28 protein-coding genes and 1 tRNA gene are annotated in these 25,175 nt (G+C 40.3%); 15 read left to right on the forward strand and 14 right to left on the reverse strand.

What is annotated here, in order from left to right:
- Positions 1–75 precede the first annotated feature (75 nt).
- Entirely contained in the window at positions 76–1,674 is a 1,599-nt protein-coding gene (locus PL9214_RS12930) for a peptidoglycan-binding domain-containing protein (protein ID WP_072719222.1), read from the forward strand.
- A 106-nt stretch (positions 1,675–1,780) separates the two neighbouring features.
- On the opposite strand, the gene PL9214_RS12935 is transcribed toward PL9214_RS12930, so the two are convergent.
- A complete protein-coding gene (locus PL9214_RS12935; protein WP_072719223.1) occupies positions 1,781–2,326 on the reverse strand; it encodes a ferric uptake regulation protein in 546 nt (181 codons plus the stop codon).
- A gap of 155 nt (positions 2,327–2,481) precedes the next feature.
- The gene (gene sigC, locus PL9214_RS12940; protein ID WP_072719224.1) at positions 2,482–3,732 is read right to left on the reverse strand and encodes an RNA polymerase sigma factor SigC; all 1,251 of its coding nucleotides are present in this window, start codon (positions 3,730–3,732) and stop codon (positions 2,482–2,484) included.
- Between the two features lie 597 nt (positions 3,733–4,329).
- Here sigC and psbZ point away from each other — a divergent pair.
- The 6 genes from psbZ to PL9214_RS12975 all read left to right on the forward strand — a co-directional run bounded on the left by psbZ (position 4,330) and on the right by PL9214_RS12975 (position 8,616).
- Entirely contained in the window at positions 4,330–4,521 is a 192-nt protein-coding gene (gene psbZ, locus PL9214_RS12945; protein WP_072719225.1) for a photosystem II reaction center protein PsbZ, read from the forward strand.
- A 97-nt stretch (positions 4,522–4,618) separates the two neighbouring features.
- On the forward strand, positions 4,619–5,179 hold the full coding sequence (gene ribH / locus PL9214_RS12950; RefSeq protein WP_072719226.1) for a 6,7-dimethyl-8-ribityllumazine synthase: 561 nt from the start codon (positions 4,619–4,621) through the stop codon (positions 5,177–5,179).
- A gap of 103 nt (positions 5,180–5,282) precedes the next feature.
- Positions 5,283–5,354 (forward strand) — tRNA-Gly (locus PL9214_RS12955).
- Positions 5,355–5,531: 177 nt separating this feature from the next.
- The gene (locus tag PL9214_RS12960; protein ID WP_072719227.1) at positions 5,532–5,756 is read left to right on the forward strand and encodes a type II toxin-antitoxin system HicB family antitoxin; all 225 of its coding nucleotides are present in this window, start codon (positions 5,532–5,534) and stop codon (positions 5,754–5,756) included.
- A gap of 429 nt (positions 5,757–6,185) precedes the next feature.
- Complete coding sequence (locus PL9214_RS12965) at positions 6,186–6,599, forward strand: hypothetical protein (RefSeq protein WP_072719228.1); 414 nt, start codon at positions 6,186–6,188, stop codon at positions 6,597–6,599.
- A gap of 754 nt (positions 6,600–7,353) precedes the next feature.
- Complete coding sequence (locus tag PL9214_RS12975) at positions 7,354–8,616, forward strand: glutamate-5-semialdehyde dehydrogenase (RefSeq protein WP_072719230.1); 1,263 nt, start codon at positions 7,354–7,356, stop codon at positions 8,614–8,616.
- On the opposite strand, the gene PL9214_RS12980 is transcribed toward PL9214_RS12975, so the two are convergent.
- Positions 8,613–9,446 (reverse strand): acyl-CoA desaturase, encoded by an 834-nt coding sequence (locus PL9214_RS12980; protein ID WP_072719231.1) that lies wholly within the window; start codon positions 9,444–9,446, stop codon positions 8,613–8,615. The two genes, PL9214_RS12975 and PL9214_RS12980, sit on opposite strands and share 4 nt — an antisense overlap.
- A gap of 97 nt (positions 9,447–9,543) precedes the next feature.
- On the opposite strand from PL9214_RS12980, the gene PL9214_RS12985 reads away from it, so the two are divergent.
- Together PL9214_RS12985 and PL9214_RS12990 are read left to right on the forward strand one after the other, a co-directional pair.
- Positions 9,544–10,764 carry a methionine gamma-lyase family protein gene (locus PL9214_RS12985; RefSeq protein ID WP_072719232.1) on the forward strand — a complete coding sequence of 407 codons (1,221 nt, stop codon included), beginning with the start codon at positions 9,544–9,546 and terminating at the stop codon, positions 10,762–10,764.
- Positions 10,765–10,951: 187 nt separating this feature from the next.
- The gene (locus tag PL9214_RS12990) at positions 10,952–11,470 is read left to right on the forward strand and encodes a hypothetical protein (protein WP_072719233.1); all 519 of its coding nucleotides are present in this window, start codon (positions 10,952–10,954) and stop codon (positions 11,468–11,470) included.
- A gap of 91 nt (positions 11,471–11,561) precedes the next feature.
- Here the strand turns inward: PL9214_RS12990 and PL9214_RS12995 are convergent, their stop codons facing one another.
- The 4 genes from PL9214_RS12995 to PL9214_RS30615 all read right to left on the reverse strand — a co-directional run bounded on the left by PL9214_RS12995 (position 11,562) and on the right by PL9214_RS30615 (position 14,267).
- Positions 11,562–11,837, reverse strand: coding sequence for a hypothetical protein (locus PL9214_RS12995; RefSeq protein ID WP_072719234.1), 276 nt, complete (start codon positions 11,835–11,837; stop codon positions 11,562–11,564).
- 35 nt (positions 11,838–11,872) lie between these two features.
- Positions 11,873–12,385: a hypothetical protein gene (locus PL9214_RS13000; RefSeq protein WP_072719235.1), complete on the reverse strand. Its 513-nt coding sequence runs from the start codon at positions 12,383–12,385 to the stop codon at positions 11,873–11,875.
- Positions 12,386–12,631: 246 nt separating this feature from the next.
- Complete coding sequence (locus PL9214_RS13005; RefSeq protein ID WP_072719236.1) at positions 12,632–14,080, reverse strand: helix-turn-helix domain-containing protein; 1,449 nt, start codon at positions 14,078–14,080, stop codon at positions 12,632–12,634.
- Positions 14,049–14,267 carry a hypothetical protein gene (locus PL9214_RS30615; protein ID WP_139295050.1) on the reverse strand — a complete coding sequence of 73 codons (219 nt, stop codon included), beginning with the start codon at positions 14,265–14,267 and terminating at the stop codon, positions 14,049–14,051. Before PL9214_RS30615 ends, PL9214_RS13005 begins: the two co-directional genes overlap by 32 nt.
- A gap of 37 nt (positions 14,268–14,304) precedes the next feature.
- On the opposite strand from PL9214_RS30615, the gene PL9214_RS13010 reads away from it, so the two are divergent.
- A complete protein-coding gene (locus PL9214_RS13010) occupies positions 14,305–14,694 on the forward strand; it encodes a hypothetical protein (protein WP_072719237.1) in 390 nt (129 codons plus the stop codon).
- 593 nt (positions 14,695–15,287) lie between these two features.
- Here the strand turns inward: PL9214_RS13010 and rsfS are convergent.
- From rsfS to PL9214_RS13025, 3 genes are all read right to left on the reverse strand, one after another.
- Entirely contained in the window at positions 15,288–15,704 is a 417-nt protein-coding gene (gene rsfS / locus PL9214_RS13015) for a ribosome silencing factor (protein WP_072719238.1), read from the reverse strand.
- Between the two features lie 205 nt (positions 15,705–15,909).
- Complete coding sequence (locus PL9214_RS13020) at positions 15,910–17,184, reverse strand: WcaI family glycosyltransferase (RefSeq protein WP_072719239.1); 1,275 nt, start codon at positions 17,182–17,184, stop codon at positions 15,910–15,912.
- Positions 17,185–17,355: 171 nt separating this feature from the next.
- Complete coding sequence (locus tag PL9214_RS13025) at positions 17,356–18,999, reverse strand: DUF3352 domain-containing protein (RefSeq protein WP_072719240.1); 1,644 nt, start codon at positions 18,997–18,999, stop codon at positions 17,356–17,358.
- 156 nt (positions 19,000–19,155) lie between these two features.
- Between PL9214_RS13025 and thyD the strand changes: the two genes are divergently transcribed.
- Both thyD and PL9214_RS13035 read left to right on the forward strand, forming a co-directional pair.
- Positions 19,156–20,082: a thylakoid membrane protein ThyD gene (thyD, locus tag PL9214_RS13030; protein ID WP_072719241.1), complete on the forward strand. Its 927-nt coding sequence runs from the start codon at positions 19,156–19,158 to the stop codon at positions 20,080–20,082.
- Positions 20,083–20,342: 260 nt separating this feature from the next.
- Positions 20,343–21,770, forward strand: a complete 1,428-nt coding sequence (locus PL9214_RS13035; RefSeq protein WP_072719242.1) for a GTP-binding protein — start codon at positions 20,343–20,345, stop codon at positions 21,768–21,770.
- Here the strand turns inward: PL9214_RS13035 and PL9214_RS13040 are convergent.
- Positions 21,752–22,177 (reverse strand): DUF4359 domain-containing protein, encoded by a 426-nt coding sequence (locus PL9214_RS13040; RefSeq protein ID WP_072719243.1) that lies wholly within the window; start codon positions 22,175–22,177, stop codon positions 21,752–21,754. The genes PL9214_RS13035 and PL9214_RS13040 overlap by 19 nt on opposite strands.
- A gap of 450 nt (positions 22,178–22,627) precedes the next feature.
- On the opposite strand from PL9214_RS13040, the gene PL9214_RS13045 reads away from it, so the two are divergent.
- Positions 22,628–23,131, forward strand: coding sequence for a DUF2273 domain-containing protein (locus PL9214_RS13045; protein WP_072719244.1), 504 nt, complete (start codon positions 22,628–22,630; stop codon positions 23,129–23,131).
- Between the two features lie 42 nt (positions 23,132–23,173).
- Positions 23,174–23,701, forward strand: coding sequence for a hypothetical protein (locus tag PL9214_RS13050; protein ID WP_072719245.1), 528 nt, complete (start codon positions 23,174–23,176; stop codon positions 23,699–23,701).
- Between the two features lie 243 nt (positions 23,702–23,944).
- Here the strand turns inward: PL9214_RS13050 and PL9214_RS13055 are convergent, their stop codons facing one another.
- Positions 23,945–24,265 (reverse strand): DUF433 domain-containing protein, encoded by a 321-nt coding sequence (locus PL9214_RS13055; protein ID WP_072719246.1) that lies wholly within the window; start codon positions 24,263–24,265, stop codon positions 23,945–23,947.
- A gap of 120 nt (positions 24,266–24,385) precedes the next feature.
- On the opposite strand from PL9214_RS13055, the gene PL9214_RS31255 reads away from it, so the two are divergent.
- Positions 24,386–24,556: a hypothetical protein gene (locus tag PL9214_RS31255; RefSeq protein WP_186440355.1), complete on the forward strand. Its 171-nt coding sequence runs from the start codon at positions 24,386–24,388 to the stop codon at positions 24,554–24,556.
- On the opposite strand, the gene PL9214_RS13060 is transcribed toward PL9214_RS31255, so the two are convergent.
- Together PL9214_RS13060 and PL9214_RS31975 are read right to left on the reverse strand one after the other, a co-directional pair.
- Entirely contained in the window at positions 24,532–24,918 is a 387-nt protein-coding gene (locus PL9214_RS13060; RefSeq protein ID WP_072719247.1) for a type II toxin-antitoxin system VapC family toxin, read from the reverse strand. The genes PL9214_RS31255 and PL9214_RS13060 overlap by 25 nt on opposite strands.
- On the reverse strand, positions 24,918–25,136 hold the full coding sequence (locus PL9214_RS31975; protein ID WP_222425235.1) for a hypothetical protein: 219 nt from the start codon (positions 25,134–25,136) through the stop codon (positions 24,918–24,920). Before PL9214_RS31975 ends, PL9214_RS13060 begins: the two co-directional genes overlap by 1 nt.
- Between the last annotated feature and the right edge of the window lie 39 nt (positions 25,137–25,175).

Consider the following 25,175-nt stretch of genomic DNA (forward strand, 5'->3'; position numbering starts at 1 on the left):
ATGGGGGGAACAAACCCTTCTACAAAGAATTTTGTGGAAGGTTGAAGTTGATGAATAATTTTTCCCCCAAAAACAATGATTGAATCCTATGCGTTTCTAGCTTTAGCCTTAACCTACGAAGATCCAACATCTGATCCATTCCCAGAATTGAATTATGTTAATTGGAAAAAGCTTTCCAGCCAAACCTATCGCTATTTTCTCGCTTTAGGGGTAGCTTTTTCGGTCTTAACGGTCGCTCAAACAGCCCAAGCTTTGGTCATGTCTGGAGATTCGGGAACCCAAGTCCGCCAAATTCAACAACGTTTACAAGAACTTGGGTATTTTAATGCGAATGTCACAGGTTATTTTGGCAGCCTGACTCAAGATGCGGTGATTCGCTTTCAACGAAATGCAGGTTTATCCGCCGATGGCATTGTCGGCCCCCAAACGCTCAGGGCTTTGGGATTAGTCAGCAGCGAACCGTCTAATCCTGGCAGTAATCGAGACTTAATTGGTCTGGGACGGGGAGACAGTGGCCCCGGCGTTTCAGATTTACAGAGACGGTTACAAACCTTGGGTTATTTTAACCAACAACCCACAGGTAACTTTGGAACTGTCACGGAAAATGCCGTAATTCAACTCCAGCAAGACTACAATCTTCCAGCAACGGGTTTGGTCACAGAAGCTACCCTCGCTGTCCTCAATAGTGGCCTTAATTCTGGTCAGAATGTTGTTTTTCCTGGTACAACCTTACAACAAGGCGATCGCGGATCTGCGGTTGCCACATTACAACAAACGCTACAAAACCTCGGCTTTTATGATGGCAATATTACAGGATATTTTGATGACCAAACAGAAGTAGCTGTTCAACGGTTTCAACAATCTCAGGGGCTCTCTGCCACTGGAGTCGTTACATCCACAACATTAGTGGCTTTAAATCTTTATGTTCCTGGGGTTCCCTCTAATCCTCAGTTTGATAATATTCTTCGATTAGGGAGCCAAGGCTCTGCTGTTCGGATATTACAAGGACAACTACAAAGACTAGGATATTACACGGGGATAGTCGATGGTGTATTTGGTCGATCTACCCAACAAGCTGTGATCAATTTTCAACGCGCTTATGGGATTACCGTAACGGGAGAAGTGGGGCCGACTACTACGTTCTATCTAGCAAGTGCAAGAACAGCCAACACCTCTACTCCAATGTTCACTCCTCCCTCTCAAATCCCCATTGTTCAACATCCTATGGCTCCTGTAACCAGTCCTTTATCAACGGTTTATTTTGGAGATAGCGGAGCAGAGGTTAGAAAAATTCAACGGCGTTTACGCGAGTTAAACTATTATAATGGCCCCATTAATGGCTTCTTTGATACTGCAACTCAAGAGGCTTTAATTTGTTTTCAACGCTCCTCTGGAATTACAGCCACGGGAATTGCTGGCCCAACAACTCAAACCTATTTGTTTAATATTCAACCCCTTTCTGCAACCCCAACTCGTACCGTTTTAGTCGCACAAATGGCTCCGCCTATTTCCGGTTCAACCAACATTCAACAGTTGCAACAAACATTAAGAATTCAGGGACTTTATAATGGCCCTATTAATGGAATTTACGATAGTTCAACACAACAAGCTGTTGCACAAGCCAGAGCTTTTTATGGCCCTAGTGCAGATACCATTCTATTTGGAGGGCAATAAATAGTAACTCCTTTTGACAACAATTACACGGATTGAATACAGGTTTTAATAAGTCTTATCTTTCCCTAATCGTCCTAATTTAATCTGTGCAATCTGTGTAATCCACCTAATCTGTGTTCCCATTTTCCGTTAACTCATAATCCATTTCAAAATTACAATCGGCAATTGCTTTAGAACAAGTCCAATTACTAGAAATTAGCGACGGCCAACCCATGCGTAAAGCTTCATGACAAATGGTATGAATTGTTAATTGACAATCTAATAAATGAAACCCCGATTTCTCCGCTTGCTTCATGCTGGTTTTAGAAATGGAATCATTTTTAAATTCAATCGTTTTATTACACTGAACGCAAACTAAATGATGATGGTGATGGGGATAAGGTTGATTAATTTCATAATGTTTATGGCCTTCAGCCAATTCCAATTCGCGTAAAATTCCCATCCGGGCCATTAACTTCAAAGTGCGATAAATTGTTGATAAACTAATCGCTTCTCCTCGACTTTTTAATAAATTGTACAGATCCTCCGCACTTAAATGATTTCCTTTCGGTAAATTCTGAAAGACCTGCAAAATCGTTTCCCGTTGGGGAGTTAACCGCCAGCCTTTATCATTGAGTTCGGATTTAAACGAGACTGCTGTATATAAAGCCATACGTTAAACTGTTTTCAATAAAGCTTGCATACTGACAATAATACACAACAAATTTCCTGATTGTCAAAAAAAACCAGCTATTGAAAATAGCTGGCTTAAGAGTTCAGAGTAACAGATTTTAAATTCTGACTGCGGGCTGCTCTGGTGTTCTCAGATTAGCTCAGGGACTCCAGATAATCCCGAACCCGGTTACGACGTTTCGGTTGGCGTAGTTTTTGCAACGCTTTCGCTTCAATTTGGCGGACTCGCTCCCGTGATAATTCTAGCGCTCGGCCAATTTCAGCTAAGGAATAGGGATGGCCATCTCCCAACCCATACCGCATCAGAATCACATCCCGTTCCCGACTGGTTAAATCCGCTAACAGGTGTTGTAAATCCCGATGCAAAGATTCTCGCATCAGTAATTCTTCCGGTGTCACCTCTTCGGTTTCTAGTAAATCCCCTAATTCTGTATCTTTATCCGTCCCGACTTTTGTTTCTAAAGAAACAGAACGAGGAACCCGTAACAAGACTTCTCGCACTTGAATCGGAGTCATCTCTAACTCCATTGCAATATCATCGATGGTAGCGGTACGGCCTTTTTCTTGAGAAATTTTTCGTTGGGCTTTTTTAATTTTGTTAAGTTTTTCGGTAATATGAACGGGTAAACGAATCGTGCGGCTTTGGGTTGCGATCGCCCGCGTAATGCCTTGACGAATCCACCAATAAGAATAGGTGCTAAACCGATATCCCCGTGTGGGATCAAACTTTTCAACCGCCCGTTCTAGTCCTAAAGTTCCTTCTTGAATTAAATCGAGAAGTTCTAAACCCCTATTTTGATATTTTTTCGCCACCGAAACCACCAGACGCAGATTGGCTTTAATCATCTGGTCTTTGGATTTTAGACCTTCGGCTTGAATTTTATCCAATTCTTCAACTGTTAAACCCACAATCTCAGCCCAACGCCGTTTCCCGGCGGCTAAAATTGGCTTCAGTTCAGCCACATCAACCCCCCCTGTTGTCGCCCATCGTTCTAAAGACGGACGATGACCTAACTGGGCGGATAACTGATCCCGGGTTTTAATCAGGCGCACATAAACGTTGATTACACCTTCTTCTTGGCTGGCTGCATTATCCCGTAATTCAACTAACCTCAGATAACGCTGAACTTTTTGAGCTTCTGATACTTCTTCATCTCGTCCTAAAAGACGAACTCGACCTATTTCTTGAAGATACAGTCGAACCAAATCCGTCGTTCGACGATTCACTGATTTCTGGAGTTTAGCGTCGCTGGCATCCTCTATATCCAGATCAATTAAATCATCCACATCAGGCTCCAGGTGATTATTTATAAGATCTTCAGGTTCAGAATAGCCCTCAAAAGGCAGGTTCGAGTTATTGTCGGCATAGATTTTAGTGGCTGGCATAGTTTCTATCTCAGTTGATCTGGATAATTGAGAGGCTGCACTTACGGGGATTAGCTAACCAAGGAGATGCCCACTGCTGAATGACGAACTATCAAGGTTCTCAGTTCCCTTCTATAACTTATACTGCCCAAGGATCTATCGTTTTAGCTCAAGCCTACAAAACAATTCGATCATGGGCATTGACAAGCAAAAGGAGTAAGATCAGGTTAGCAATATTTATTTTTAAATGACTGCCTTGCTAGTTAGTATATTGGTTAGTATAGGAATAAGCTGGCACTTTAAAAGTGATTCCGGTCAAACCCTCAATTAATTGTCATCACCTCTTACAAGGGCTTCAGATCACTACAGATAAATTTTGTCTTTTTTGTTACAAAACTTAATGTTTACAATGGACGGTTGACGGATTACCCATAACCCCTCTTTACCTTGTCTTCTGATGCCCTTGTCTTCCCGACTTCCCTCTTCCTTAGAGTAACAGCTTAACGACTTCTCAGAGGTGGCAATTTCTGGTAGTTTTAACTATGAACCGCTAAACAGGATTCGGTGAGCCTGTCAGCCGTATTTTTACTTACTGCCAAGTCAAGTTGGGAGAAAAAAATGTTAACAATTCTATTTCAAGTTGTCCTTGCGGCACTGGTGATTTTATCTTTTGTGATGGTGGTAGGGGTTCCCTTTGCCTATGCCGCCCCTCAATATTGGAGCCAATCTAAGCCTTTGCTCTATGTGGGTTCTGGTCTTTGGTTCGCATTGGTCATTTTAGTGGGTGTATTAAACTACTTAGTGGTTTAATTCATCGGCGGAATTGGGGGTTAGAGGGTTTAGGACAATTCCCCTAAACGATTTAACCTACAATTCCGCATGGGTCTTTAAACAAAGGATAACAAGAATGACGGTTTTTGAGGGGAATTTTACCCAAACAGACTCCCTGCGGTTTGCAATGGTGATTGGTCGGTTTAATGATTTGATCACAACCAAATTATTAGAAGGGTGTCAAGATTGTTTAAAGCGACATGGCATTGATCCTGATCCCCAGGGAACACAGGTTGATTATGTTTGGGTTCCCGGAAGTTTTGAGATTCCATTAGTCGCCCATCAGTTGGCCTTAACCCGTCGCTATGATGCGATTATTTGTTTAGGGGCTGTAATTAAGGGACAAACCCCCCATTTTGATTATGTCTCGGCGGAAGTCTCGAAAGGGATTGCAGCAACGGCGTTTCAAACGGGTGTTCCGGTGATTTTTGGGGTGTTGACGACGGACACGATGCAGCAAGCTTTAGAACGAGCCGGAATTAAGGCCAATCACGGTTGGAACTATGCGATGGATGCGATTGAGATGGCAAATTTAATGCGTCAAATCAAGCAAAGTTCAACATTACCCGCAACAACGGTGGATTCTACAGCAATTTTATCGGCTAGTCCCAGTCCCGCTTTGACCGGGGAAACCTAGAAGCAGCAACCCGAAACACCTTAAACCCTAGGATTAAAAAAATTTTGGAATAGGGGTTGACAAATCTAAAGATTTTTGGAATCATAGAAAAGGTGAACGGTTTGCGGGTGTAGCTCAGTGGTAGAGCGTCACCTTGCCAAGGTGAATGTCGCGCGTTCGAATCGCGTCACCCGCTTAAAATTATAGAGTTGGTGCTTTAGCACCCTTACAACTCCTCAGATTAACTTTATCGAGTTAACTGGGGAGTTTTCATATTTATTCAAAAAACCTGGTTTTTTGTGTTCAGGGGTGTCAATAAAGTCTACATAAATGCTTTAAATACACTTGCTAAAATCAAGGAGGATCAACAACGATGAAAAGCTCTTATACCATCATTATTCAATGGTCAGAAGAAGATCAATGTTATGTAGTTAGCCTTCCTGAATGGGGAGAACATTGTCACACCCATGGGGATAGCTATGAAGAAGCGTTAAAGAATGCACAAAAAGTTTTAGAACTCCTGATCGAGTCGGCATTGAACAATCATGAGCCTTTACCCAAACCTCAACTTTTTGGAAAAACATTAGAGAGAGTATGAAAAATTATTAAATTGATTGAAATTATCGGCAATTTTGAATGAGAATCAACAAGCCAATAAGAGTGTGAAAGTAGCGATCGCTGGGTCTACAATAAACGAGTCTAAAAGCTGAGATCGCTTGCTTGAATGACGGGAAGTGGGGAACGAGGAACCCATACTAGCAAAAAATTAAGATGAGCTATCACTTAAGATAGAAAACACTAGATAGAGACAAAAATAAAAAAACTGAAGTGGTAGAATAGTCAGGAAGCTGAGTCGTGTTTAGATGATGAAGGGGTGAGACTCTAAAGGGTTGTGATATAATCTTTAAGAAGAGAGAATGTTAGCAAAAGCTAACCCTTTCGGTTCAAACTTAAAGTTGACTATCATTGATTTCAGTTGCATTTTCAATCCAAATTATTACAAAAATATTAACTTAATGAATCGCTTGTGCCATCTCAAAAAGCTCAAAAAATTGATTTGAATGGGGATTATCCTTGCCCTTGTCGGCGGCGGGGGCGACTGGTTCCCATTGCATTAACCGAAGCCTTTGGCTGCGATCGCTGCCAACAAATTTTTGTTGTCGATGAGAGCGGTTATTGTTTAGAACAACTCGCAACCCATTATCCTTATAAACAGGCTTGGCGTTGGACAGGTCATCAATGGAACAGAGCCAGTCCAGGGTTAAGGGCGCATTATTTACCGATGGCTTTGGGAATGCTATTAGTTCCGTTAGTGATCTGGTTGCCATTAGCTTTGTATTCACCGGGGCCAAATCTTGTGTTATGGGCGATGGTTGCTGTGCTGTTAGCGATGTTACCTGCACTGATGGTTTGGCTTGCTTACAGACGCGATTCTCGATGATCCTTGATAATTTCTCGCTTCCTCCTCCAGATAATTCCTAGCTTTGTGCTGACCTGGGTAGTTTTGAAGCAGCCAAAACCAGCGGCGCAGATCGAAGTCTCGCTTTGAAACTAATGGCGAAGGGATTGCGATCGCGCCGGGAGGAGTGAGGTTTTAGTTGATTATTTTTATTTAGGCTTTGTGGTTGCAGGTGTAGTAGTTGTAGCCGCCGGCTTTGTGGTGGGTGCGTGTCCAGTAGTTGCGGTCGCGGGCTTTGTGGTGGGTGCGTGTCCAGTAGTTGCGGTCGCGGGCTTTGTGGTGGGTGCGTGTCCAGTAGTTGTGGTCGCGGGCTTTGTGGTAGGTGCGTGTCCAGTAGTTGTGGCCGCCGGCTTTGTGGTAGGTGCGGAAGTCTCTGCAAATGCCGGAGAAGTTCCCGAACCGTAAGCAATACCCGAAATTAAGGCTGTAATACCAAGGGTGGTAGCCAAGACAGTCTTACCAAATTGAAATACCATAATCAGTAAGTCCTATAGGGATTGAGGTAACGTGGTATTGGTTTACCTTTGCCTGACAGTATCACGGGTTTTTATGACACCCATGTGTCAAAGATATGAAGAGTTGATGACTTTGGGATGCTCTTAATTCCGTTAGTGATCTGGTTACCATTAGCTTTGTATTCACCAGGGCCAAATCTTGTGTTATGGGCGATGGTTGCTGTACTGTTAGCGATGTTACCCGCACTTATGGTTTGGCTCGCTTACAGGCGTGATTCTCGATGATAATTGATGATTTCTCTCCCCTTGCTCCTGACCATCCTCTCCGTCGTGCTTACCGGGCTAGTTTTGAATTAGCAAAAACGAAAGGAATGGATCGGAGTCGAGCCTTGCAACTGATGGCAAAGGCCTTGCGATCACGGCAGAATGATATCCTAGAAGCCAATACCCTCGACTTAGAAGCCAGTCGAGATTTAGGACTATCGGAATTAATTACAGACTGGCTGAAACTGACTCCTGAACGCTTAGAAACCACCGTTCAGATTTTAGAACGTCTGGGACAATTACCCGATCCCATTGGTCGGGTGATGAGTGCTTCCTATCAACTCGAACAGGGGCAAACTTATTATCAACATATTCCGTTAGGGGTTGTTGCCTTAATTTATGAAGCCTTCCCGGAACTTGCGGCTATTGCAACGGGACTTTGTTTAAAAACAGCCAATAGTTTAGTGCTATTAGGCGGAACAGAAGCCACCCATTCTAATAATATGATTGTTCAGACGTTGCAAATGGCGTTAGAAGAATCAGGACTTCCTTTAGGTTGTTTAGAAATTTTGCCTTCTGAACAAAATGCCCCGATTCAACGGTTAGTGACTCAAGATCAATATCTCAATTTAGTCATTCCCTACGGACGCCCCCATTTTGTGCAGCAAGTCGTCAATCAATCTACAGTTCCCGTCCTACGTTCCGCCATGGGAAACTGTTATTTATATTGGTCATCAACGACGAGTGTAGATACGGTGCGATGGATGATATTAGATAGTCATGAAAGTAAACCCGATCCGGTTAATGCCATTGAAAAAGTTTTGATTGATCCCAATCAAAAAAGCTCATCCTTAGTTCGATTATGGAATAACTTAAGGGAAGCCGGATTTCAATTGCGTGGGGATGAAGCCCTGGCTCAAGAATTTACCGAATTAACCGCTTCCGAAACAACGGAATGGTCAAAGCCCTATTTAACACGAACTGTTGCCTTTAAAGTGGTGGAAAACTTAGAAAAAGCGATCGCCTGGATGAATACCTATAGTAGCGGTCACGCTAATTGTTTAGCGACCGAATCTTACTCTGAAAGTCGAAAATTTGCCCAAGATGTCAACAGTGCTTTGACCTTTATTAATGCGTCTCCTCGATTTTCCCGTCACTTAAACCGGGGAGACGCAATCTTTCTGGGGATTTCTAACCAGAAAGGATATCGTCGTGGATTAATTGGTTTAGAAGCCCTAATGACCCTGAAACACGTTGTTCAAGGAAATCGGCAGTTTTAAATGCGTTGAGCTTCAGCATTGGCGGGGGGTAATTTCACTTTTTGGGCTAACCCTAACGCTTGTAACAGCGAAATTGTCATCCAGGTTAAATCAATTTCCCACCATTGCAAACCGTGACGGGCCGAATATTGGAAAGCATGGTGATTATTATGCCAACCCTCACCATAAGTGACAACCGCAACCCACCAACAGTTACGCGAAGAATCTCCCGACTCATAGGTTTGATACCCAAATTTATGAGTGGCGCTATTGACAAACCAGGTGCAGTGAAACATCACCACAACCCGAAAGAAAATACCCCAAACAACAAAAGACCAACCGCCGATCAGATACAGTAATACTCCAAAGATGACCTGAATAACCAAAAAGTATTTTTGGAAAAACAGATAAACTGGATCGTCTGCAATGTCTTTGGTATAACGGGGAATTTGTTCATCTGCTGGAGTATGGAACAACATCCAGCCGAGGTGACTCCACCAAAACCCTTTGGTAGAATCATGGGGATCTTGCTCTTGATCAGAATATTGATGATGGAGACGGTGTAACCCGATCCAATCAATCGGCCCCCCTTGGCAAGCTAGGGTTCCGCAAAAGATTAAAAAATATTCTAACCATTTGGGAGCTTCAAAACTGCGATGGCTCACTAGGCGGTGAAAGCCTAGCGTAATTCCTAAGCCTCCAGTCACCCAATGTAAAAATAGAGCTAGACCTACGGCAGCCCAGCTAAAGTTACTCGGCAAAAATGCCAACAGTGCGGCAGCATGGAGAAACACCATAAAAGCAATGGTGATCCAATCGGGCTTATATTGAGGTGAAGTTGCAATCGTCATGAAACGAAAATTCGAGCTTTTTTAAACGAAAGAGTCCTATTGGCATCTATAATATGCACCGCCCACAAACAAAGTGAGTTCGGTCATCATATCTAGCATGGAACAGCTAAAAGAAGCAGAACAGGAACTATTTCCGATTTTTTCTGGTATTGACACGCAGGTCAAGCATAATCTTCAACGAGTTTTAGATGCCTTTCGTCGTTACCGAGTGGGAACCCATCACTTTGCAGGCGTTACAGGTTATGGTCACGATGATTTAGGACGTCAAACCTTAGATCAAGTCTTTGCGGAGATTATGGGTGCAGAAGCGGCTGCGGTACGAGTGCAGTTTGTTTCTGGAACCCACGCCATTACCTGTGCCTTATTTGGCTGTTTACGTCCAGGGGACGAAATGCTGGCGGTGGCTGGCACTCCCTACGATACCCTGGAAGAGGTCATCGGTTTGCGCGGTCAAGGTCAAGGTTCATTATTAGAGTTTGGCATATCTTACCGTCAATTGGATCTAACTTCTGAGGGAAAAATAGACTGGGAAGGCTTAAACACTGCAATAACCGCAAAAACTCGTCTCGTTTTAATTCAGCGTTCCTGTGGCTACTCCTGGCGTTCTAGTTTGTCTATTAGCGATATTGAGCAAATTGTTCAGAGTGTTAAACAACAAAATCCTAATACGATTTGTTTTGTCGATAATTGCTATGGAGAATTTATAGAAACTCGTGAACCGCCTGCGGTTGGTGTTGATTTAATCGCAGGTTCGTTAATTAAAAATCCAGGGGGAACTATTGTTCAAGCGGGGGGTTATGTTGCTGGAAGGGAAGATTTAGTTGAAGCCGCAACTTGTCGATTAACAGCCCCCGGAATTGGTAGCAGTGGGGGTGCAACATTTGATCAAAATCGGATTTTATTTCAAGGGTTATTTTTAGCTCCTCAAATGGTAGGAGAAGCCATTAAAGGAACCCATTTAACCTCATATATTTTTCATCAATTAGGATATCGTGTTAATCCTTTACCCTTTGAACCGAGGCGGGATGTGATTCAAGCGATTGAGTTAGGTTCTCCTAATAAATTAATTGCTTTTTGTCGGGCTATTCAACAGTATTCTCCGATTGGTTCTTACCTTGAACCTGTTCCCGCAGAAATGCCGGGATATGAAAGCCATTTAGTCATGGCGGGAGGTACATTTATTGATGGGAGTACCTCGGAATTTTCCGCCGATGGGCCGTTAAGAGAACCTTATATTGTGTTCTGTCAAGGGGGAACCCACTGGACACATATTGCTTTAGCGTTAGAAGCTGCAATTGAAGCGATCGCACAGGTTTAAATGTTCTGATTATATTTCCGAAAAGGGAGATCTTAAAACTGACGTTAAAATCCTAGCACCTCACCCCAAGTTATTTACTGAAAGGTTTATAGATTAGCCTTTGTAGAGCTTGAGTACAGCGTTAATCAGTTAAGGGGTTTGAAATTGCCATGTTCTACAATTCTGATATACTACTGTTGCCAGAATAATGCCTGTTTCTAAGCCACAAAATCAAACCCAAACTTCGCCAGTCCCAAATGCTGATGGATTGTCATGGTATACCGTCCCTGAAACCGTCAAACAATTGCTAGTGCTGGCATCTACTCATTGGAATAATCCAGAGCTTGCAGATGGTTATATCAATCAGGCGCTCGCCATTGCTGATGAACATCCTGATGTATTGGTGTCAGCCTATCGCTATTTTTTTTACACTCATAACGATCCTTTAGCCTTGCAAGTGGCGACAAAAGTGCTAGAAATGGTGAAACGCATAGAAGTGCTACCTGAAGATTGGTTTCAATTAAAACCGATATTAACCGCACGTTTAGATGATCCCAATATTCGGCTTTATATTAATGCTTATGCAGCATCAGGACTGATTAGATCTCGATTAGGAGACATTGAAATAGCTAAACAAATTGCCACACAAGTCAGTGAGATTGAAAAAAGTAACGAATTTGGCGGAAATGTAGTGCGGAATATTTTAGAAAATCCTGATGAGGATTGATGCTCCTAACTACCTCTTAGAAACCGGGTTTTTCTTTTATCTTTGGGTTTCTAACCAAACTTTCTACAAAAACCCGGTTTCTCTTTGGAGTTTAGAAGTGCTTTTGATAATAGTCTTCAACAGCACCCACAGCACTCAATAAAGGAGAATCTAAAGATTCAATCCAGTCTGCGACTTCCCTTGCCAGCCCTAAAGTTGCAGTTCCATGAGACGGTTGAAGTTGACCTGAGATTACGGTTTGTTTGAGGTTTTTCAAGACCGCAATTAAATTATCTAAACGATCTGATTGTTCCTCTTGATCAGTTTGTTCCGCAGAATCAATCGCTTGATCAATTAACTGAGTAAATTCGGTAATTTTGGCATCCATGTTAATATCCGGTGAGGGAATTGAGTTAAAAAGAATTAAGGACAATAAAAAGATTCAACACCAATATTTTGACCAGCCGACCATTTAATATTGGGATCTTTAGAATCTTTAATAAAGATTTGATGACCCATCCCAGGATAACATTCTGTTGGCGGTTGTGGGGCTACAATGCCTTTATAAATTATTGTTCCGGCTGGTAATGTTACCGTTTCGATTATCGTTGCTTGATTTCCCCAAGCTTGGTTTAAGGCTAAATTTCTGATCACATCAACATTCTTAGTATATTGATCCGTCGTTAAATAGCGCCCATATTTCATATTATCGGTGCTATAATAACGGTAAAAATCTTGAGATTCTGATAATTGAATCTCTTTACATTCAGAGTTTAGAAATGTATTGGCAATATCGACGGGTAGAGGGCAACTACTGATAACATCTTGAGCGAAAGCTGGTGAGGCATTAAAGACAAAAAACTCAGATGCAACGGCAAAAAAGACGCTAATCAGCAAAGTCAATCCTAGACCCGTAAAAACAGATTTAATTTTCATCGCTTGTGTTCTCAAATCGATTTCTGAAGCAATTTTATCAAACAGGGGATGGCATTGCTAATTTGATTAAAATTTTTAAAACAAATTCATATAAGTTTACTTGAGATGAAGGGGGACTCAGAAACCGGGTTTTTTATCCCCTCTTTCGGTTTCTCAACAAGCTATCTATAAAAAACCGGTTTCTCCAGCTAGTAGGGACTCAGAAACCGGGTTTTTCTTTTATCTTTGGGTTTCTTAACAAGCTATCTACAAAAACCCGGTTTCTAATTTGATATATTCCCTAATTACGGGTGATATTGTAAATAAGGTTAATTGTTCTTGTGTTATCTTTTCAATTAATGAACGTCTTCCTAGAGATTGAATAGCAGTCAATAACTCAGATGAGGATAAAGATAAATTCTGTAAAAGTTCTGTCACTGTTACGGGTTGATTAATTTGGCTTAATTGCAATATTATTTGTTTTTCTAATAAAGATATTCGTTGAAAATTTCGGTTTAATTGATTGATGATTTCATCTCCCAAAAACAGACTGTTATATTTTAAATAATCTCCGATTTTACCATTAAATAAGTCTTGAATCATTCGAGCTATAGTTTTTAACTCGTCAGGATGACCGCGATAGGTATTAATTAATTCTAGCCAGTGTTCTTCATCGGATAAATTGTATTCTTTAAAAATTTCTATCGCATTTTCTCCTATTCCATTTAATGATAATAGTTTTACGGGGTTACTTAAACCTGTTAAATTGATGAGTTCTAAGGGTGCTTCCCAACTATTTAAAATTAAACAGCTACTATGAGAAAGTTCACCCATATTTTTTAAGAATTCACCATAATTTTCAAATTGATTTTTATAATTTCCGGCTAATTTACTTTCTGCTAATATTTCTTGAACATTATCCAATATAATTAAACAACGGTATTTACGCAAATATTCAAACAATATTGATAATAATTCAGCAAGTTCTAAATCTAATATAGAATTAATATCTGTTAATAAAAAGTTACTATTAGTTGGATAATATAAGGAGAAAACTAACTGTTTAACTAAGGTTGGTAACAAGGGAGAGTGATACAAATTCTTCCAAATAATATAGTCAAAATTAGTGCTGATTTTTTCGAGGAGATGACGGGATAATGTTGTTTTACCTATACCGCTTATTCCTAATATTCCTACTACTTTAATGTTTTCTTGTAATATCCAATGTTCTAAAGTTGATATTTCATTAACTCGACCCCAGATTTTACCAATATCCGGTGCTTCTCTAAGGTCTTGAAGGGGTAATGGGTTTAGATGAGTTTCGGGTTGATTTTGTCCGGGTGTTTGTCTATTTTTTCCATTCCTGCTATTCTCTAAAGGTGTGATGCGATCGCTACATAAACTTAAATTATTCGTAATTCCGATAACGTTACCAAAACCAACGCTTGAAGAAACAGAAAATTGTAATCTTTCTAAAGCTGAACGAAAATTCGATTTATTAACATCTTCTCCTGAAAAATTTGATAAGATTTTCCATAAATCTGAGGCGGTATCTCTAACATAACCTTCACTACAATGGATATTATCTGCAATATCAGTATATTTTTTACCTTCCCAAACGCCTTCAAGTACGGTTTTTTGCAGATCATCTAAATGTTTTCCTGTATGATTAAAAACCAGATGATCAGCGATTTTTAAAACCTCTTGAATATCCATATTCTTGATGGGTGTAAAAATTTTTCCGACATTTTCCGACAATATCTGACATTAAATTCCCGACATTTTCCGACAATATCCGACTGACAAAAATTCGATGATCAAAAATAATATCAATATTAATAGTTACAATTACTTTTTTTGAGTTTGAGTTAGTGGCGATCGCTATATTTTGGCGAATCGACAAAAGTTAAAGGAAGCTTGCAAATATCAGAGGGAAATTCATGAATAGAAAAGCCGTGATATTGGTACTCGGTGCTGCTTTAGCTATGAGTGGAGCTATTATTAAAGGCACTCCCAATGCTAATGCTAATCTATCAGAAACCCGTAATCCCAATATTAATCAGAGTAGTATTCCTCCCAAGTTGAACAATGTTGGTATTATAGCACAGTCTGGGGATAGTCCTTGGAATCAAAGAATTTCCTCTCAAACCTACAGGAACCCTGATACGGGTCAAGAATTATGTTTTTATTATAACTCATCCCGTTGGGCACCATGTCCAGGTCAAGGAGATTATATCATTGTACCTGAAAATGCCAAATGTCGAGGGGCTGCAACATCTGATGATCTTAGACTTAATTGTCCAGCACTTCAATGTAGACTAAGTAGGTAGGCTCTATAAAACCCTACTATGTAAACGATTGTAAATCGTTCTAACGCTCTCTAATGGCTGATCTAAGCCTCCTTTACATATTGTTATATGGAAAAGTTTAATCCTGCCTACCTACTTAGACAAATTGGGTGATCTCAATATGGGTATGATTACTGGTAATTCTGGTAATACACCTCCCTGTGAGGGTTTACCGTAGTTAATCAATATTTGTGAATGAGAATCAGATAAATTTTCGATTCATCATACACAGGGTTAGAGATAGTTTATAGAGCAAGTTTCAATCTTATTGAACAATCTTAATGCTCAGGATTATTAATTCTAAAAAATGGTTACACCCCTTGTAGGGGCGAGGCGCGCCTCGCCCCTACGATGAATTGGGTTTTAATAAATTTGTCGCTAGTGTTCTCAGAAACCGGGTTTTTTCTCCCATCTTTGGGTTTATCAACAAGCTATCTATAAAAACCCGGTTTCTAATTGGGGGGACTCAGAAACCGGGTTTTTCTTCAATCTTTCGGTTGCTAATAAAGCTATGTACAAAAACCCGGTTTCTAATGGGGGGCTGGGTGGCTATAAAAACCCGATTTCTAATAGATTTAAGATTGCCAACGGACTCGCTCGGCGTGACCCCAAAAGGCTTCTAATTTATAGAAATCTCGTTCTTCGGGTAATAAAATATGGACAATTACATCCCCATAATCCATTAAAACCCAGTTACCATCATTTTGACCTTCAATTCTGAGGGGAGGCCGTTGTAATTCTAATTCGACTTGATCTGAAATAGCTTGAGAAATTGCCCGGAGTTGAGCTTGAGAAAAGCCCGTTACAATCACAAAATAATCAGCTAAATAAGATACTTCTGATACGCGCAGCACCAGAATATTATCCGCTTTCCGATCATCGGCTGCTCGTGCGGCGACTAGGGCGGTTTCCCGGCTGGTATCTTCATCCCCAGAAAGGGCAGAGATGATCACTTGATCAGAGGCGTATTTGGTTTTGGCGTTATCAAACATTAAGCTCTTGTATTCCTCGTATAATAATCGGTTGCAGTTGGTTAATCCTGAATGGCTAAGATTGTAGCAAGGGGTGACAATGCCATAGAGATCTACTGATTATTTTAATCCTTGTTTTCGATTTTGGATGGTTCGGATTTTGCGAAAGCCATGAAGGAAATGCCAGAGTTTCCCGTAACCGATCATTCGAGTTTACATTCTATTATCATCTAATAGATTTGGTCAAGGGTTCTGGGATAGGTGTAGACTTCGCTACTACTTCTGTAAATAACTGTTCATACTTGTTCAATGCTTGTTCAATGCTAAAACAGTCTTCTGCATATTTTCGACCTTGTTGACCTAGAGTTTTGACCTGCTCTGGATTTTTGTAAAGATCGACAATTGCATTGGCTAAACTTTCTGCGTCTTCAGGCGGAACAACAATTCCTCCTCCACTATTAAGAATTGCTTCTTTTGCGGTTCCCGTATCAGGAACAGAACCAACAATAGCACAGCCACTAGCTAATAAAACCGGAATTTTTGAAGGCAAATTAAAAGCAGTAACTTCTCGTTTTTGCACCACTAATCCTACATTTGCAGCCGATAACATTTCAGGTAATTTTTCACGGGGTTCCAGGGGAATTAATAAAATATTCTGGGTTTGATAGTTCTGGCGTAAATTCTCTAACTCTTGTAAGGCTTTCTGTTCTCCGGCAATCACAAAAGAGATTTCAGGAATATACTCTAATAAAGTTGCTGCTTTAATCACCGTTTCTAAACCTTGGGTTAAAGCAATATTCCCTGAATACAGAACAACAAATTTATCTTGAAGCTGATACTTTTGGCGAAAGGAATTATCAATTTTGGGTAAGGGACGAATAAATTTTGTATCGACCCAATTGGGAATATAAACAATTTTTTCTTCAGGAATCCCGTGTTCAACTAACTTATCAATAAAACCTGTCGCAATGACAGAAATTCGATCCACCTTTTCATAGGTCAATTGTTCAACGGCTTGGGCTGTTTTAACTACAATTCCATCAGGATTCACTAATTTAACCCGTAGGGCGGCTTCTGAAACAATATCCTGAATATTCAGAATCACCGGACAACGACGAACCCCAGCATACAAACCCACCGGAACACTGACTAATAAAGGCGGAACCGTTGCAAAAATAATATCAGGTCGCCACCCCTTAAATGCCTGAATAATACTTGTGAGCATGAAACTACTATCGAGGAGGAGACGATCTAATAACCCCGGTTTAGGGCCGCGTACCCAAATATAGCTACGCTGAATCACCACTCCATGACGTTCTTCCGTCAGATAAAATTTATTCTGATATCCTTCATAAATCCGGCGTTCAGGATAGTTAGGCATTCCGGTAATCACCCGAACTTGATGACCTCGTTGAACCAAGCCTTCAGCTAACTCTGTCATCAAAGGAGCAATCCCGATAGGTTCAGGATAGTAATTATACGAGTAAATTAATATACGCATACGCTTTGGATAGACCTAAAAACGGTTTTAGCATGATTTGTAGCTAAAGCAAGGACTCCTGAGTCATGTTAAGAAAACATTTTTATGCTTAGTCTAATGGTACTCACATCGGCAACCAAAATACTAGAAAAGGCTTGAAAACCTTTATCTCTTAGGCTTATGTTCCTTTTTTTAGCTTTTCGGCTTTAGCACCAATACCATTTCCACCTCAACGGTGGAAACATCAGGAAACGTGGCACTGATACCCAAGCCTTGAATTGAATTGAGCATCGTCATGCGGTTAGGTTGCAGGGAAATAGCTGGGGACGCTAACAAATATCCCATCGCCCAAGCCGTAATTTTTTCCATATCTAAATAAACATAGCTATGGTGGGGACTGGGTAAAAATTTACTAATCGATTGAAATTGTTGGCTTTGATTTAGGGGATGTTGGGGTTTCTGGGTGATTGCTTCCACCACTGGCCCCCCAAAAGCAACAAACATTAAATTCGGACTCAACCATCCATGTCCAAATAAGGTTCCTTGCTTAGGATCGTTCCATTCGGTGACTTCAATTCCAGCTAGAACATTTTGTTCAATATTAATCGGCGGATTACTATTAGCAATAATAGCATCCAATTTATTTAACATTCGTTCTGCGGCGGGGCGATCGCTGGTTTCAATTAATAACACGCCTCCAAGTCCCAAAGCAGCTAACACGCCTTTTTCCGAAGCGATCGCACCCAAGGCAAATTCCCCATCCATCCAGCCAAAGACATCTGTATCAGCATCTAAATCAATCGCTTGTAGTCCCAAACGAATTTGACGGCTCAGGTTCTCAAGAGCGGGATTGTTTTTTCCTAAGCTTAAAAATTGTAACCACAGTTGATGTAGATCATGGCTATTGACAAACGCGAGGGTTTCTGTAGGAAAACGATTGACCATTTCCCCAAATTCCGGGGAACGCCGGGATATAGTGGCAGTGGGACGTAACTGGGCAATTGCTTTTACGCGAAGTCCTTCCGGTTCTACCCCAACTGCCAAAATAATAGATTGAATGGAGGTCAAGGGAGATAAGGAACTCAGGGATAAAGGGGAAGCCTCCGGCCAAGTCGTCGCCATCTCTTTTGTAAACCGATCATAGTCCCCTATTAACACGGTGACTAAGGGATGGGAGAGGTTAGCACTTTTCAAGAAAAGGTGGGATTGTCCTGATAAACTTACTAGAGATGGTGATCCTCTAAAGGTATCGATCGCCCGTTTCACAGGTTCGGCACTGGCTGCAATCACTAATTGATCATTAACAACCGCAACATGATATTGTTTTCCACTTTTTTCGAGATAATGGGATAAGGTAATTCCTCGATATTGACTTTGTTGAGTTTGAATATCCGATGAAGCCTTTAATTTTTGGGCAAATAGCCAAGCTTTCCATTGATTTTTAATCCCTACCACCATTAACAGTTGAGGTTCAGAAGCGGGTTTAACCGGATCACGAGGCAATAACGCCACCATCACTCCGCCAATCCAAGGTTGAATATCTCGATTGAAATTAATCGCTGTGCCTGCTAAACTTTGCTGTTGAAAGGCTTGAATTCCCTGCCGGATGAACCCTTGGGTTTCTGGGGTGCCAAAATTTTGTAATTCTGATAAAGCGCGAGGGGTGGGAGAAACAAAGGTTGCCATGATCGCTTCACCCGGTACAACTTTGCCCGTTTCTACGGAACTATAGGCTTTGTACCGTTGATGAGTTAAATAAATGAAGGTGGCGATACTCCCAACACAGGCGATCGCTGCAACAACTAGGAAAAGCTTTGATTTTTTCTGGATCAGCATGATGATTTTCAAGCGGGGGTTTTCAGGAATGTTTCTGATCAGAAAGATTGAGGTTATTTCCCCCCATGTTAGCTTGCTACCCGCACTAGGGAAGTGGCGAAGATTTGATAATCTAAAGACACAGGTGCGACCATTCAGCCATTAAGAGTTATTTTAATGAAAGTAGCAGTTACAGGAGCAACAGGATTTGTCGGAAGTCGTTTAGTAGAACGACTCCAAGAGGACGGACATTCGGTGTTAGTCCTGACCCGCAACCCTGAGCGGGCTAAACGAGTATTTCCCAGTTCTGTCTCTTCCCAGTTAGAAATTGTGGGTTATACTCCAACGAAATCGGGGGCTTGGCAACAGGCGATTTCTGGCTGTGATGGGGTCGTGAATTTAGCCGGGGCGGGAATTGCTGATGAACGCTGGACGCCTCAACGCAAACAGGAAATTTTAGAAAGTCGTTCAACGGCGACTCAAAAGTTAGTCGAAGCGATCGCCCAAGCTAATTCTAAACCCAGCGTTCTGGTCAGTGCTTCTGCGGTTGGATATTACGGAAGCAGCGAAACGGCTTTATTTGATGAAAATAGTCCCAGTGGACGGGATTTTTTAGCCAATGTCTGTTTAGCTTGGGAAGCCGCCGCCCAACAGGTGCAAGAAGTGGGCACTCGGTTAGTCATTTTGAGATTAGGAATTGTTTTAGGAATGGGGGGAGCATTAGGAAAAATGTTAACTCCTTTTAAACTGTTTGCGGGGGGGCCGTTAGGTTCAGGACATCAATGGTTTTCTTGGATTCATCGGGAAGATTTAGTCAATTTAATTCTATTCAGTTTAACAAATTCTCAAGTGGAAGGCGTTCTGAATGCCACCGCACCCAACCCTGTAAAAATGGATCAGTTATGTCACGCTTTGGGTGAAGTTCTTCATCGTCCGTCTTGGCTTCCTGTTCCTGATTTTGCTTTAGAAATGTTATTAGGAGATGCGGCGCAGGTTATTCTCCAAGGTCAACAAGTTATCCCAAAACGCACGTTATCCTACAATTTTAATTATCAATATCCTACGGTTAAACCTGCCCTAGAAGAAATTTTGTCTTCTTCGTAAATGGGATGATTTTGTCAGAGATAAAACTTTTGTCTGGGCGAGGAGACCTCGCCCCTACATTTCAAGGATTGCTGATTATTAATTTCTGATCATTACCTATTGTTCCTGTCCTCAATCCTATTAAACATCGCTAAATAATATAATACGTTCTATAAATACCTAAACATAATTATTGCCTATTCCCTGTTCCCTGTTGCCTGTTGCCTGTTCCCTGTTCCCTTTCTCAACTCAGTAATTTATTCTGCACAACCACTTATATAATGAACAATCATTTTAATCAAGCACGTTCTAGTTTAAAACAAACCTTAACCCGTTATAACCATTTACGACGTCAACGGCGCAGTTCCCATCCTGAATTACAAGCCACATTACAAAAACAGTTAGAAGTTCTATCAACTAATTTAGAAAAGCTTGAACAAGGAGTCATTAGAATTGCAGTATTTGGGTTAGTCAGTCGCGGCAAATCGGCGGTTTTAAATGCGTTATTAGGGGAAAAAATTCTGCAAACTGGCCCCTTAAATGGGGTGACTCAATGGCCCCGTTCTGTGCGTTGGAGTATATCATTACCACAAATTGAAGAACCTAACCGCATTGATAATATTGAGGAACAAAATTCGATTCAAGTTGAATTAATTGATACCCCTGGATTAGATGAAGTGGCGGGACAAGTTCGGGGAGAGATGGCAAAAGATGTAACTCGCCAAGCGGATTTAATTTTATTTGTGGTATCGGGGGATTTAACTCGAACGGAATATGATGCCCTTTTAGAATTACAAAATGCCCATAAACCTTTAATTATTGTTTTTAATAAAATTGATTTATATACAGAATCAGAACAAGATAAAATCTATCAAAATTTACAACAGTTAATCAAGAGTAAAACCTTAGAAGGAGATGATTTTTCTCCAGCTTATTCCGTTGACGCTCCGCAAAAATCAGCCCCGTTTGAAATTGTTAAGGTATCGGCTGAACCCGCCCCCATCCGATTAAGAATTGAATGGCCTGATGGTAAAATCACCCATGAATGGGAATCTCCACCGCCTCAAATTGAGGAATTAAAACAAATTATTGTAAAATTATTAAATCGAGAAGGGCGATCGCTTTTAGCGTTAAATGCGTTAGTTCAAGCCAGAGAAGCAGAACGAATTATTGCCCGTCAAAGTATTCAATTACAAGCGTCAGAAGCAGAAGAATTAATTTGGAAATTTACCCGTTATAAAGCCTTAGCAGTGGCGTTAAATCCCATTGCTATTTTAGATGTATTGGGGGCAACAATCAGTGATTTAATTTTAATTCGTTCTTTAGCCCGTTTATATGGTTTACCCATGACCAGTTATGAAGCGGGAAAATTATGGAAAAAAATTCTATTAAGTTCGGGAGGATTATTATTAGCCGAAATGGGAAGCGGTTGGATCTTAGGATTTGGTAAAAGTGCCGCAGGATTAGCAACGGATCTCGCAAATTATGCCGGAATTGCCATTACTCAAGCGTCAATTTCTGCCTATTTAACTTATACCATCGGTCAAGCAGCACAAGTGTATTTAGAAAAAGGTTGTACTTGGGGTGAAAATGGAATTGATACCGCCATTCAAGGGATTTTAAGTCAAGTCAATCGAGATAGTTTTATTACTCGATTAAAACAAGACATTGAAGGCAGTTCTCAATCCCCTTATTTAGAAGCAGATTGAGAAGTTTTTGGGTCTTTTGTAGGAAAGGTTACAAAGTTACCAAATCCTCCTAATGTTTGATATTTATATCCCATAATTTCGGTTGTATAAACACTGAATAAAAGAGCATTTTGTTGGATTGTGGATTTATTAATCGTATCTTTAATTAAGTCTCGTTGAGTCGTAACTAAGGTATTACAAGTATTGACTAATGTATTAGATAGTCCTTTTAAAAATTCAGGGACTTGAGATTCTTGACAAATGGATTTTTTAATTTCTACCGATAATTGATCAGAGGCATAATTGAGGTATTCTTCCCGCTTGGGGTTTGTAAATATCATTGTTCCTGCTAAAATGCTGAGTAGGATTACCCCTTTTCCGATATAACCCGAAGACGGTTTAGCTTGAATAGTGTCAAGTTTCATCATGTTAGTTACTGATTGAGTTAGAACCTATACTAGAATATCTTTATTGTATCTTTCAAGAGTTCCTGTGTCGATTCAGGATTTCTGAATTTAGAAAGTGCGATCGCTATCAAAATAGATTATAAAAGATGGCGCACTACCAGAAACCGGGTTTCTGTATTAATCGGGATTTTATATCATTAACTCTGAAGGAGAAACCCGGTTTCTTAAGTTAACCCAAATTTGAAAGAACAGATTGTCTGAAGATGGGAGAAACCCTAAAGCGGGTTTGCTGTTGCTGTTCTTCGGGTTCAATGTAAGTCATATAAATGTTTCCTTGTATTGGCAAAAACCAAGTTATCAGCTACAATACTTATCAAAGCGATTAATATTCCTGATATGCCTTGAATTTAACAAACACCAAAGGCAGTCAGATCGACATGAAAAAACTCAATTAGTTGATCGAGGCAAACTATGACAACGCCAGCCTTATCTTCCGCCCAAGCTAACTTAAAATTAGCTCTCTGGCAAGTCGATGCAGATTCCATGAGTAGCAGTGATTTGTTTGTTTGGTTAAATGATAGCGGTTTACCTTTAGAAGTGACAACTCGTCTGCATCAATTTGTTACCTATACGAAAAAAACTGGCCATAAAGTAATTGCAATTGGCAAAATTATTCTGATTAAAATTATCGAATTTGTGCAAGCCAATCGAAATTTAGTGATGGGAATGGCTGTGGGTGTGGCGGCGGGATTTTTAGCAAATGCGATTCCATTTGTTGGGCCGTTTTTAGCCCCCATTGCTACCCTACTAGGGGTTACTATTGGTGCGATCTCAGGTCATCAATTAGATCAAGGACATCGCCAATATGACGGTATTACGGGAGTAGCTCAAAGTCTGATTGAAATTGCTCAAGAATTCTTTAAGCTATTTATTGATGTTATTAACATAGTTTTTAACAACGTTGTTACGGCTTAATTTTTAAGATTCATTTATTTAGTAATTGGACAAAAAATCATCATGACTACAAATAAAGAACCGACAAAAGAACAAATTATGAAAGCAATTGAAAATTTAGAAAAGAATCCCAACGATAAGTTAAATATTTTAACTACTATTGGAATTTTTGGTGTCGGTGCGGCTGGTGCTGGTTATGCTGCGAGTATTTTGGGAGCGAGTGCTCTCTTTTTTGGTTTATTACCCGTTACAGCACCTTTAGCAGTAGTTGTTGGAGGTGCTGCGTTAGGCGGTGCAGCCCTTGTGGGAGTTAAAAGAATGTTTGAAGGCAATTTTGACGAAGGTAAAAGACAAACAATGTTAGAGCAGCTAAAACAACAGAAAAACGAAATTGAAGCGAAAGAAAGAGCTTCCGAAATAGGAGAAAGTGACAAAACAAAATTCATTGTTTGCCTAAAAGAACCTATTAAGCTTAATCTCATTAGTCCTAAAGATGCCCAACAATTAATCGCTGCTGTTGAATCTGGTCAAATGCCAATTAAGGAAGCCATTAAAATGGTTCAGGATGTTGTAGAAGCAGCCAAAGTTTAATGATTACAGTGACTTTTCGTTGGTTTATTTTCTACTATTGCTCACTATTTTAATTGGCAATATACTGGTATCGCTCCTTTTTTATTAGGGGCGATGATTTTTATTTAGAAGATGCGATCACGTTTTTTTCCCAAAGTGCGATCATCTTACAATTATGTCAAATATATTCAATCCTCCCGATCATTTCTTCAGGCGCATACACTTCATAAATTAAAATCAGACTACGGATAATAATGAATTTGTTCACTCACCTCTAATTGCCCTCAATTTTTCTTGTAACGGAGAGGGTGGACTATTGCGCTTTAATTCTTCCACCCTAGCTCGACTTTCAGCAGTGCGACGATCAATTTCTTCTCTATGATCATAATAATAAGTCATTGCTGCATGAACCGAGGCTAGAGACAAATCATACTTACCTGCGATTTCTTCTATAGAAATTCCCATTTTGAGATACATTTCAGCGATGTGTGCTACAGCAATTCGATGACCGGAAATGCACGGTTTACCACCAAGCACCCCAGGGGTGATTTCAATATGTTCTGTGATGACAGATTCCTTAGACATTATAATAAAAGACTCTGAATAGTTAATGTTTAAGCTCTTTAATATTAGCACAAATAAATGTAGTGTGATCGCTCCTAAAAACTTAATTCCTTACCAATAGCATGAATCGAACTCTAATTAATGAATAAAGGTACTGGTATCGCTCCTTTTTTATTAGTGGCGATCACTTTTTATTTAGAAGATGCGATCGCCCTTCTTTCTAGTAGCAGAGCCACTAATATTTTATTTCTACTAGAAGCTAGAAACGAGGATGAAGATTGTTATTTTCACCATAATCGCTCTATCTCATAACTATCAAACTTTTCATCAATACTAATAATGACTAATTTTTCGCTTTTAGCTTGAGCGATTAATAAACGATCAAAAGGATCTCGATGATGGTTAGGTAGATCACTGAGGGCATAAATATGAGATAAATCAATAGGCAATAATTGAATTTTATTTCGCTTAACCTCATCCTCAATCAGTTGAGGTAATGCCCTTTTAAACTGAATCTTACCCAAAGATAACTTAATTTGCATTTCCCAAATACTGACAATACTTAAAAAGACTTCAGTATTCGGATCACAAAGAAGATTGTAAACGGAAAGCGAAAGATTTTTATAATCGCTTGTCCACCAAATAAACACATGAGTATCAATCAAGACTCTCATCAATCTTCACCCAACCAAAATGTATCAGGTAAAGGATCATTAAAATCATCGCTGATCCAGATTTCTCCTTGATGTAAGCCGGGAATGCGTGGTAAACTCGATGAATTAGAAACTAAATTACTATCATTTTTTGCAGCTTGGATCAAGTTAAAAATCTCTAATAGTAATGTTTCTGGTGCTGTTGACAATTCGTGGATGATGGTTTCTAAGATAGTCATTTTCATAATGTGTGAATTCTATACTCCTATTTTGGCATA

The organism is Planktothrix tepida PCC 9214 (assembly GCF_900009145.1).
Taxonomy (GTDB): Bacteria; Cyanobacteriota; Cyanobacteriia; order Cyanobacteriales; family Microcoleaceae; genus Planktothrix; species Planktothrix tepida.

Excerpts from the sequence above, each read along its gene's own strand:
- PL9214_RS12930 (WP_072719222.1), top strand. The coding sequence starts at position 76 with ATGATTGAATCCTATGCGTTTCTAGCTTTAGCCTTAACCTACGAAGAT.
- PL9214_RS12935 (WP_072719223.1), bottom strand. The coding sequence starts at position 2,326 with ATGGCTTTATATACAGCAGTCTCGTTTAAATCCGAACTCAATGATAAA.
- sigC (WP_072719224.1), bottom strand. The coding sequence starts at position 3,732 with ATGCCAGCCACTAAAATCTATGCCGACAATAACTCGAACCTGCCTTTT.
- psbZ (WP_072719225.1), top strand. The coding sequence starts at position 4,330 with ATGTTAACAATTCTATTTCAAGTTGTCCTTGCGGCACTGGTGATTTTA.
- ribH (WP_072719226.1), top strand. The coding sequence starts at position 4,619 with ATGACGGTTTTTGAGGGGAATTTTACCCAAACAGACTCCCTGCGGTTT.
- PL9214_RS12960 (WP_072719227.1), top strand. The coding sequence starts at position 5,532 with ATGAAAAGCTCTTATACCATCATTATTCAATGGTCAGAAGAAGATCAA.
- PL9214_RS12975 (WP_072719230.1), top strand. The coding sequence starts at position 7,354 with ATGATAATTGATGATTTCTCTCCCCTTGCTCCTGACCATCCTCTCCGT.
- PL9214_RS12980 (WP_072719231.1), bottom strand. The coding sequence starts at position 9,446 with ATGACGATTGCAACTTCACCTCAATATAAGCCCGATTGGATCACCATT.
- PL9214_RS12985 (WP_072719232.1), top strand. The coding sequence starts at position 9,544 with ATGGAACAGCTAAAAGAAGCAGAACAGGAACTATTTCCGATTTTTTCT.
- PL9214_RS12990 (WP_072719233.1), top strand. The coding sequence starts at position 10,952 with ATGCCTGTTTCTAAGCCACAAAATCAAACCCAAACTTCGCCAGTCCCA.
- PL9214_RS12995 (WP_072719234.1), bottom strand. The coding sequence starts at position 11,837 with ATGGATGCCAAAATTACCGAATTTACTCAGTTAATTGATCAAGCGATT.
- PL9214_RS13000 (WP_072719235.1), bottom strand. The coding sequence starts at position 12,385 with ATGAAAATTAAATCTGTTTTTACGGGTCTAGGATTGACTTTGCTGATT.
- PL9214_RS13005 (WP_072719236.1), bottom strand. The coding sequence starts at position 14,080 with ATGGATATTCAAGAGGTTTTAAAAATCGCTGATCATCTGGTTTTTAAT.
- PL9214_RS13010 (WP_072719237.1), top strand. The coding sequence starts at position 14,305 with ATGAATAGAAAAGCCGTGATATTGGTACTCGGTGCTGCTTTAGCTATG.
- rsfS (WP_072719238.1), bottom strand. The coding sequence starts at position 15,704 with ATGTTTGATAACGCCAAAACCAAATACGCCTCTGATCAAGTGATCATC.
- PL9214_RS13020 (WP_072719239.1), bottom strand. The coding sequence starts at position 17,184 with ATGCGTATATTAATTTACTCGTATAATTACTATCCTGAACCTATCGGG.
- PL9214_RS13025 (WP_072719240.1), bottom strand. The coding sequence starts at position 18,999 with ATGCTGATCCAGAAAAAATCAAAGCTTTTCCTAGTTGTTGCAGCGATC.
- thyD (WP_072719241.1), top strand. The coding sequence starts at position 19,156 with ATGAAAGTAGCAGTTACAGGAGCAACAGGATTTGTCGGAAGTCGTTTA.
- PL9214_RS13035 (WP_072719242.1), top strand. The coding sequence starts at position 20,343 with ATGAACAATCATTTTAATCAAGCACGTTCTAGTTTAAAACAAACCTTA.
- PL9214_RS13040 (WP_072719243.1), bottom strand. The coding sequence starts at position 22,177 with ATGATGAAACTTGACACTATTCAAGCTAAACCGTCTTCGGGTTATATC.
- PL9214_RS13045 (WP_072719244.1), top strand. The coding sequence starts at position 22,628 with ATGACAACGCCAGCCTTATCTTCCGCCCAAGCTAACTTAAAATTAGCT.
- PL9214_RS13050 (WP_072719245.1), top strand. The coding sequence starts at position 23,174 with ATGACTACAAATAAAGAACCGACAAAAGAACAAATTATGAAAGCAATT.
- PL9214_RS13055 (WP_072719246.1), bottom strand. The coding sequence starts at position 24,265 with ATGTCTAAGGAATCTGTCATCACAGAACATATTGAAATCACCCCTGGG.
- PL9214_RS31255 (WP_186440355.1), top strand. The coding sequence starts at position 24,386 with ATGAATAAAGGTACTGGTATCGCTCCTTTTTTATTAGTGGCGATCACT.
- PL9214_RS13060 (WP_072719247.1), bottom strand. The coding sequence starts at position 24,918 with ATGAGAGTCTTGATTGATACTCATGTGTTTATTTGGTGGACAAGCGAT.
- PL9214_RS31975 (WP_222425235.1), bottom strand. The coding sequence starts at position 25,136 with ATGACTATCTTAGAAACCATCATCCACGAATTGTCAACAGCACCAGAA.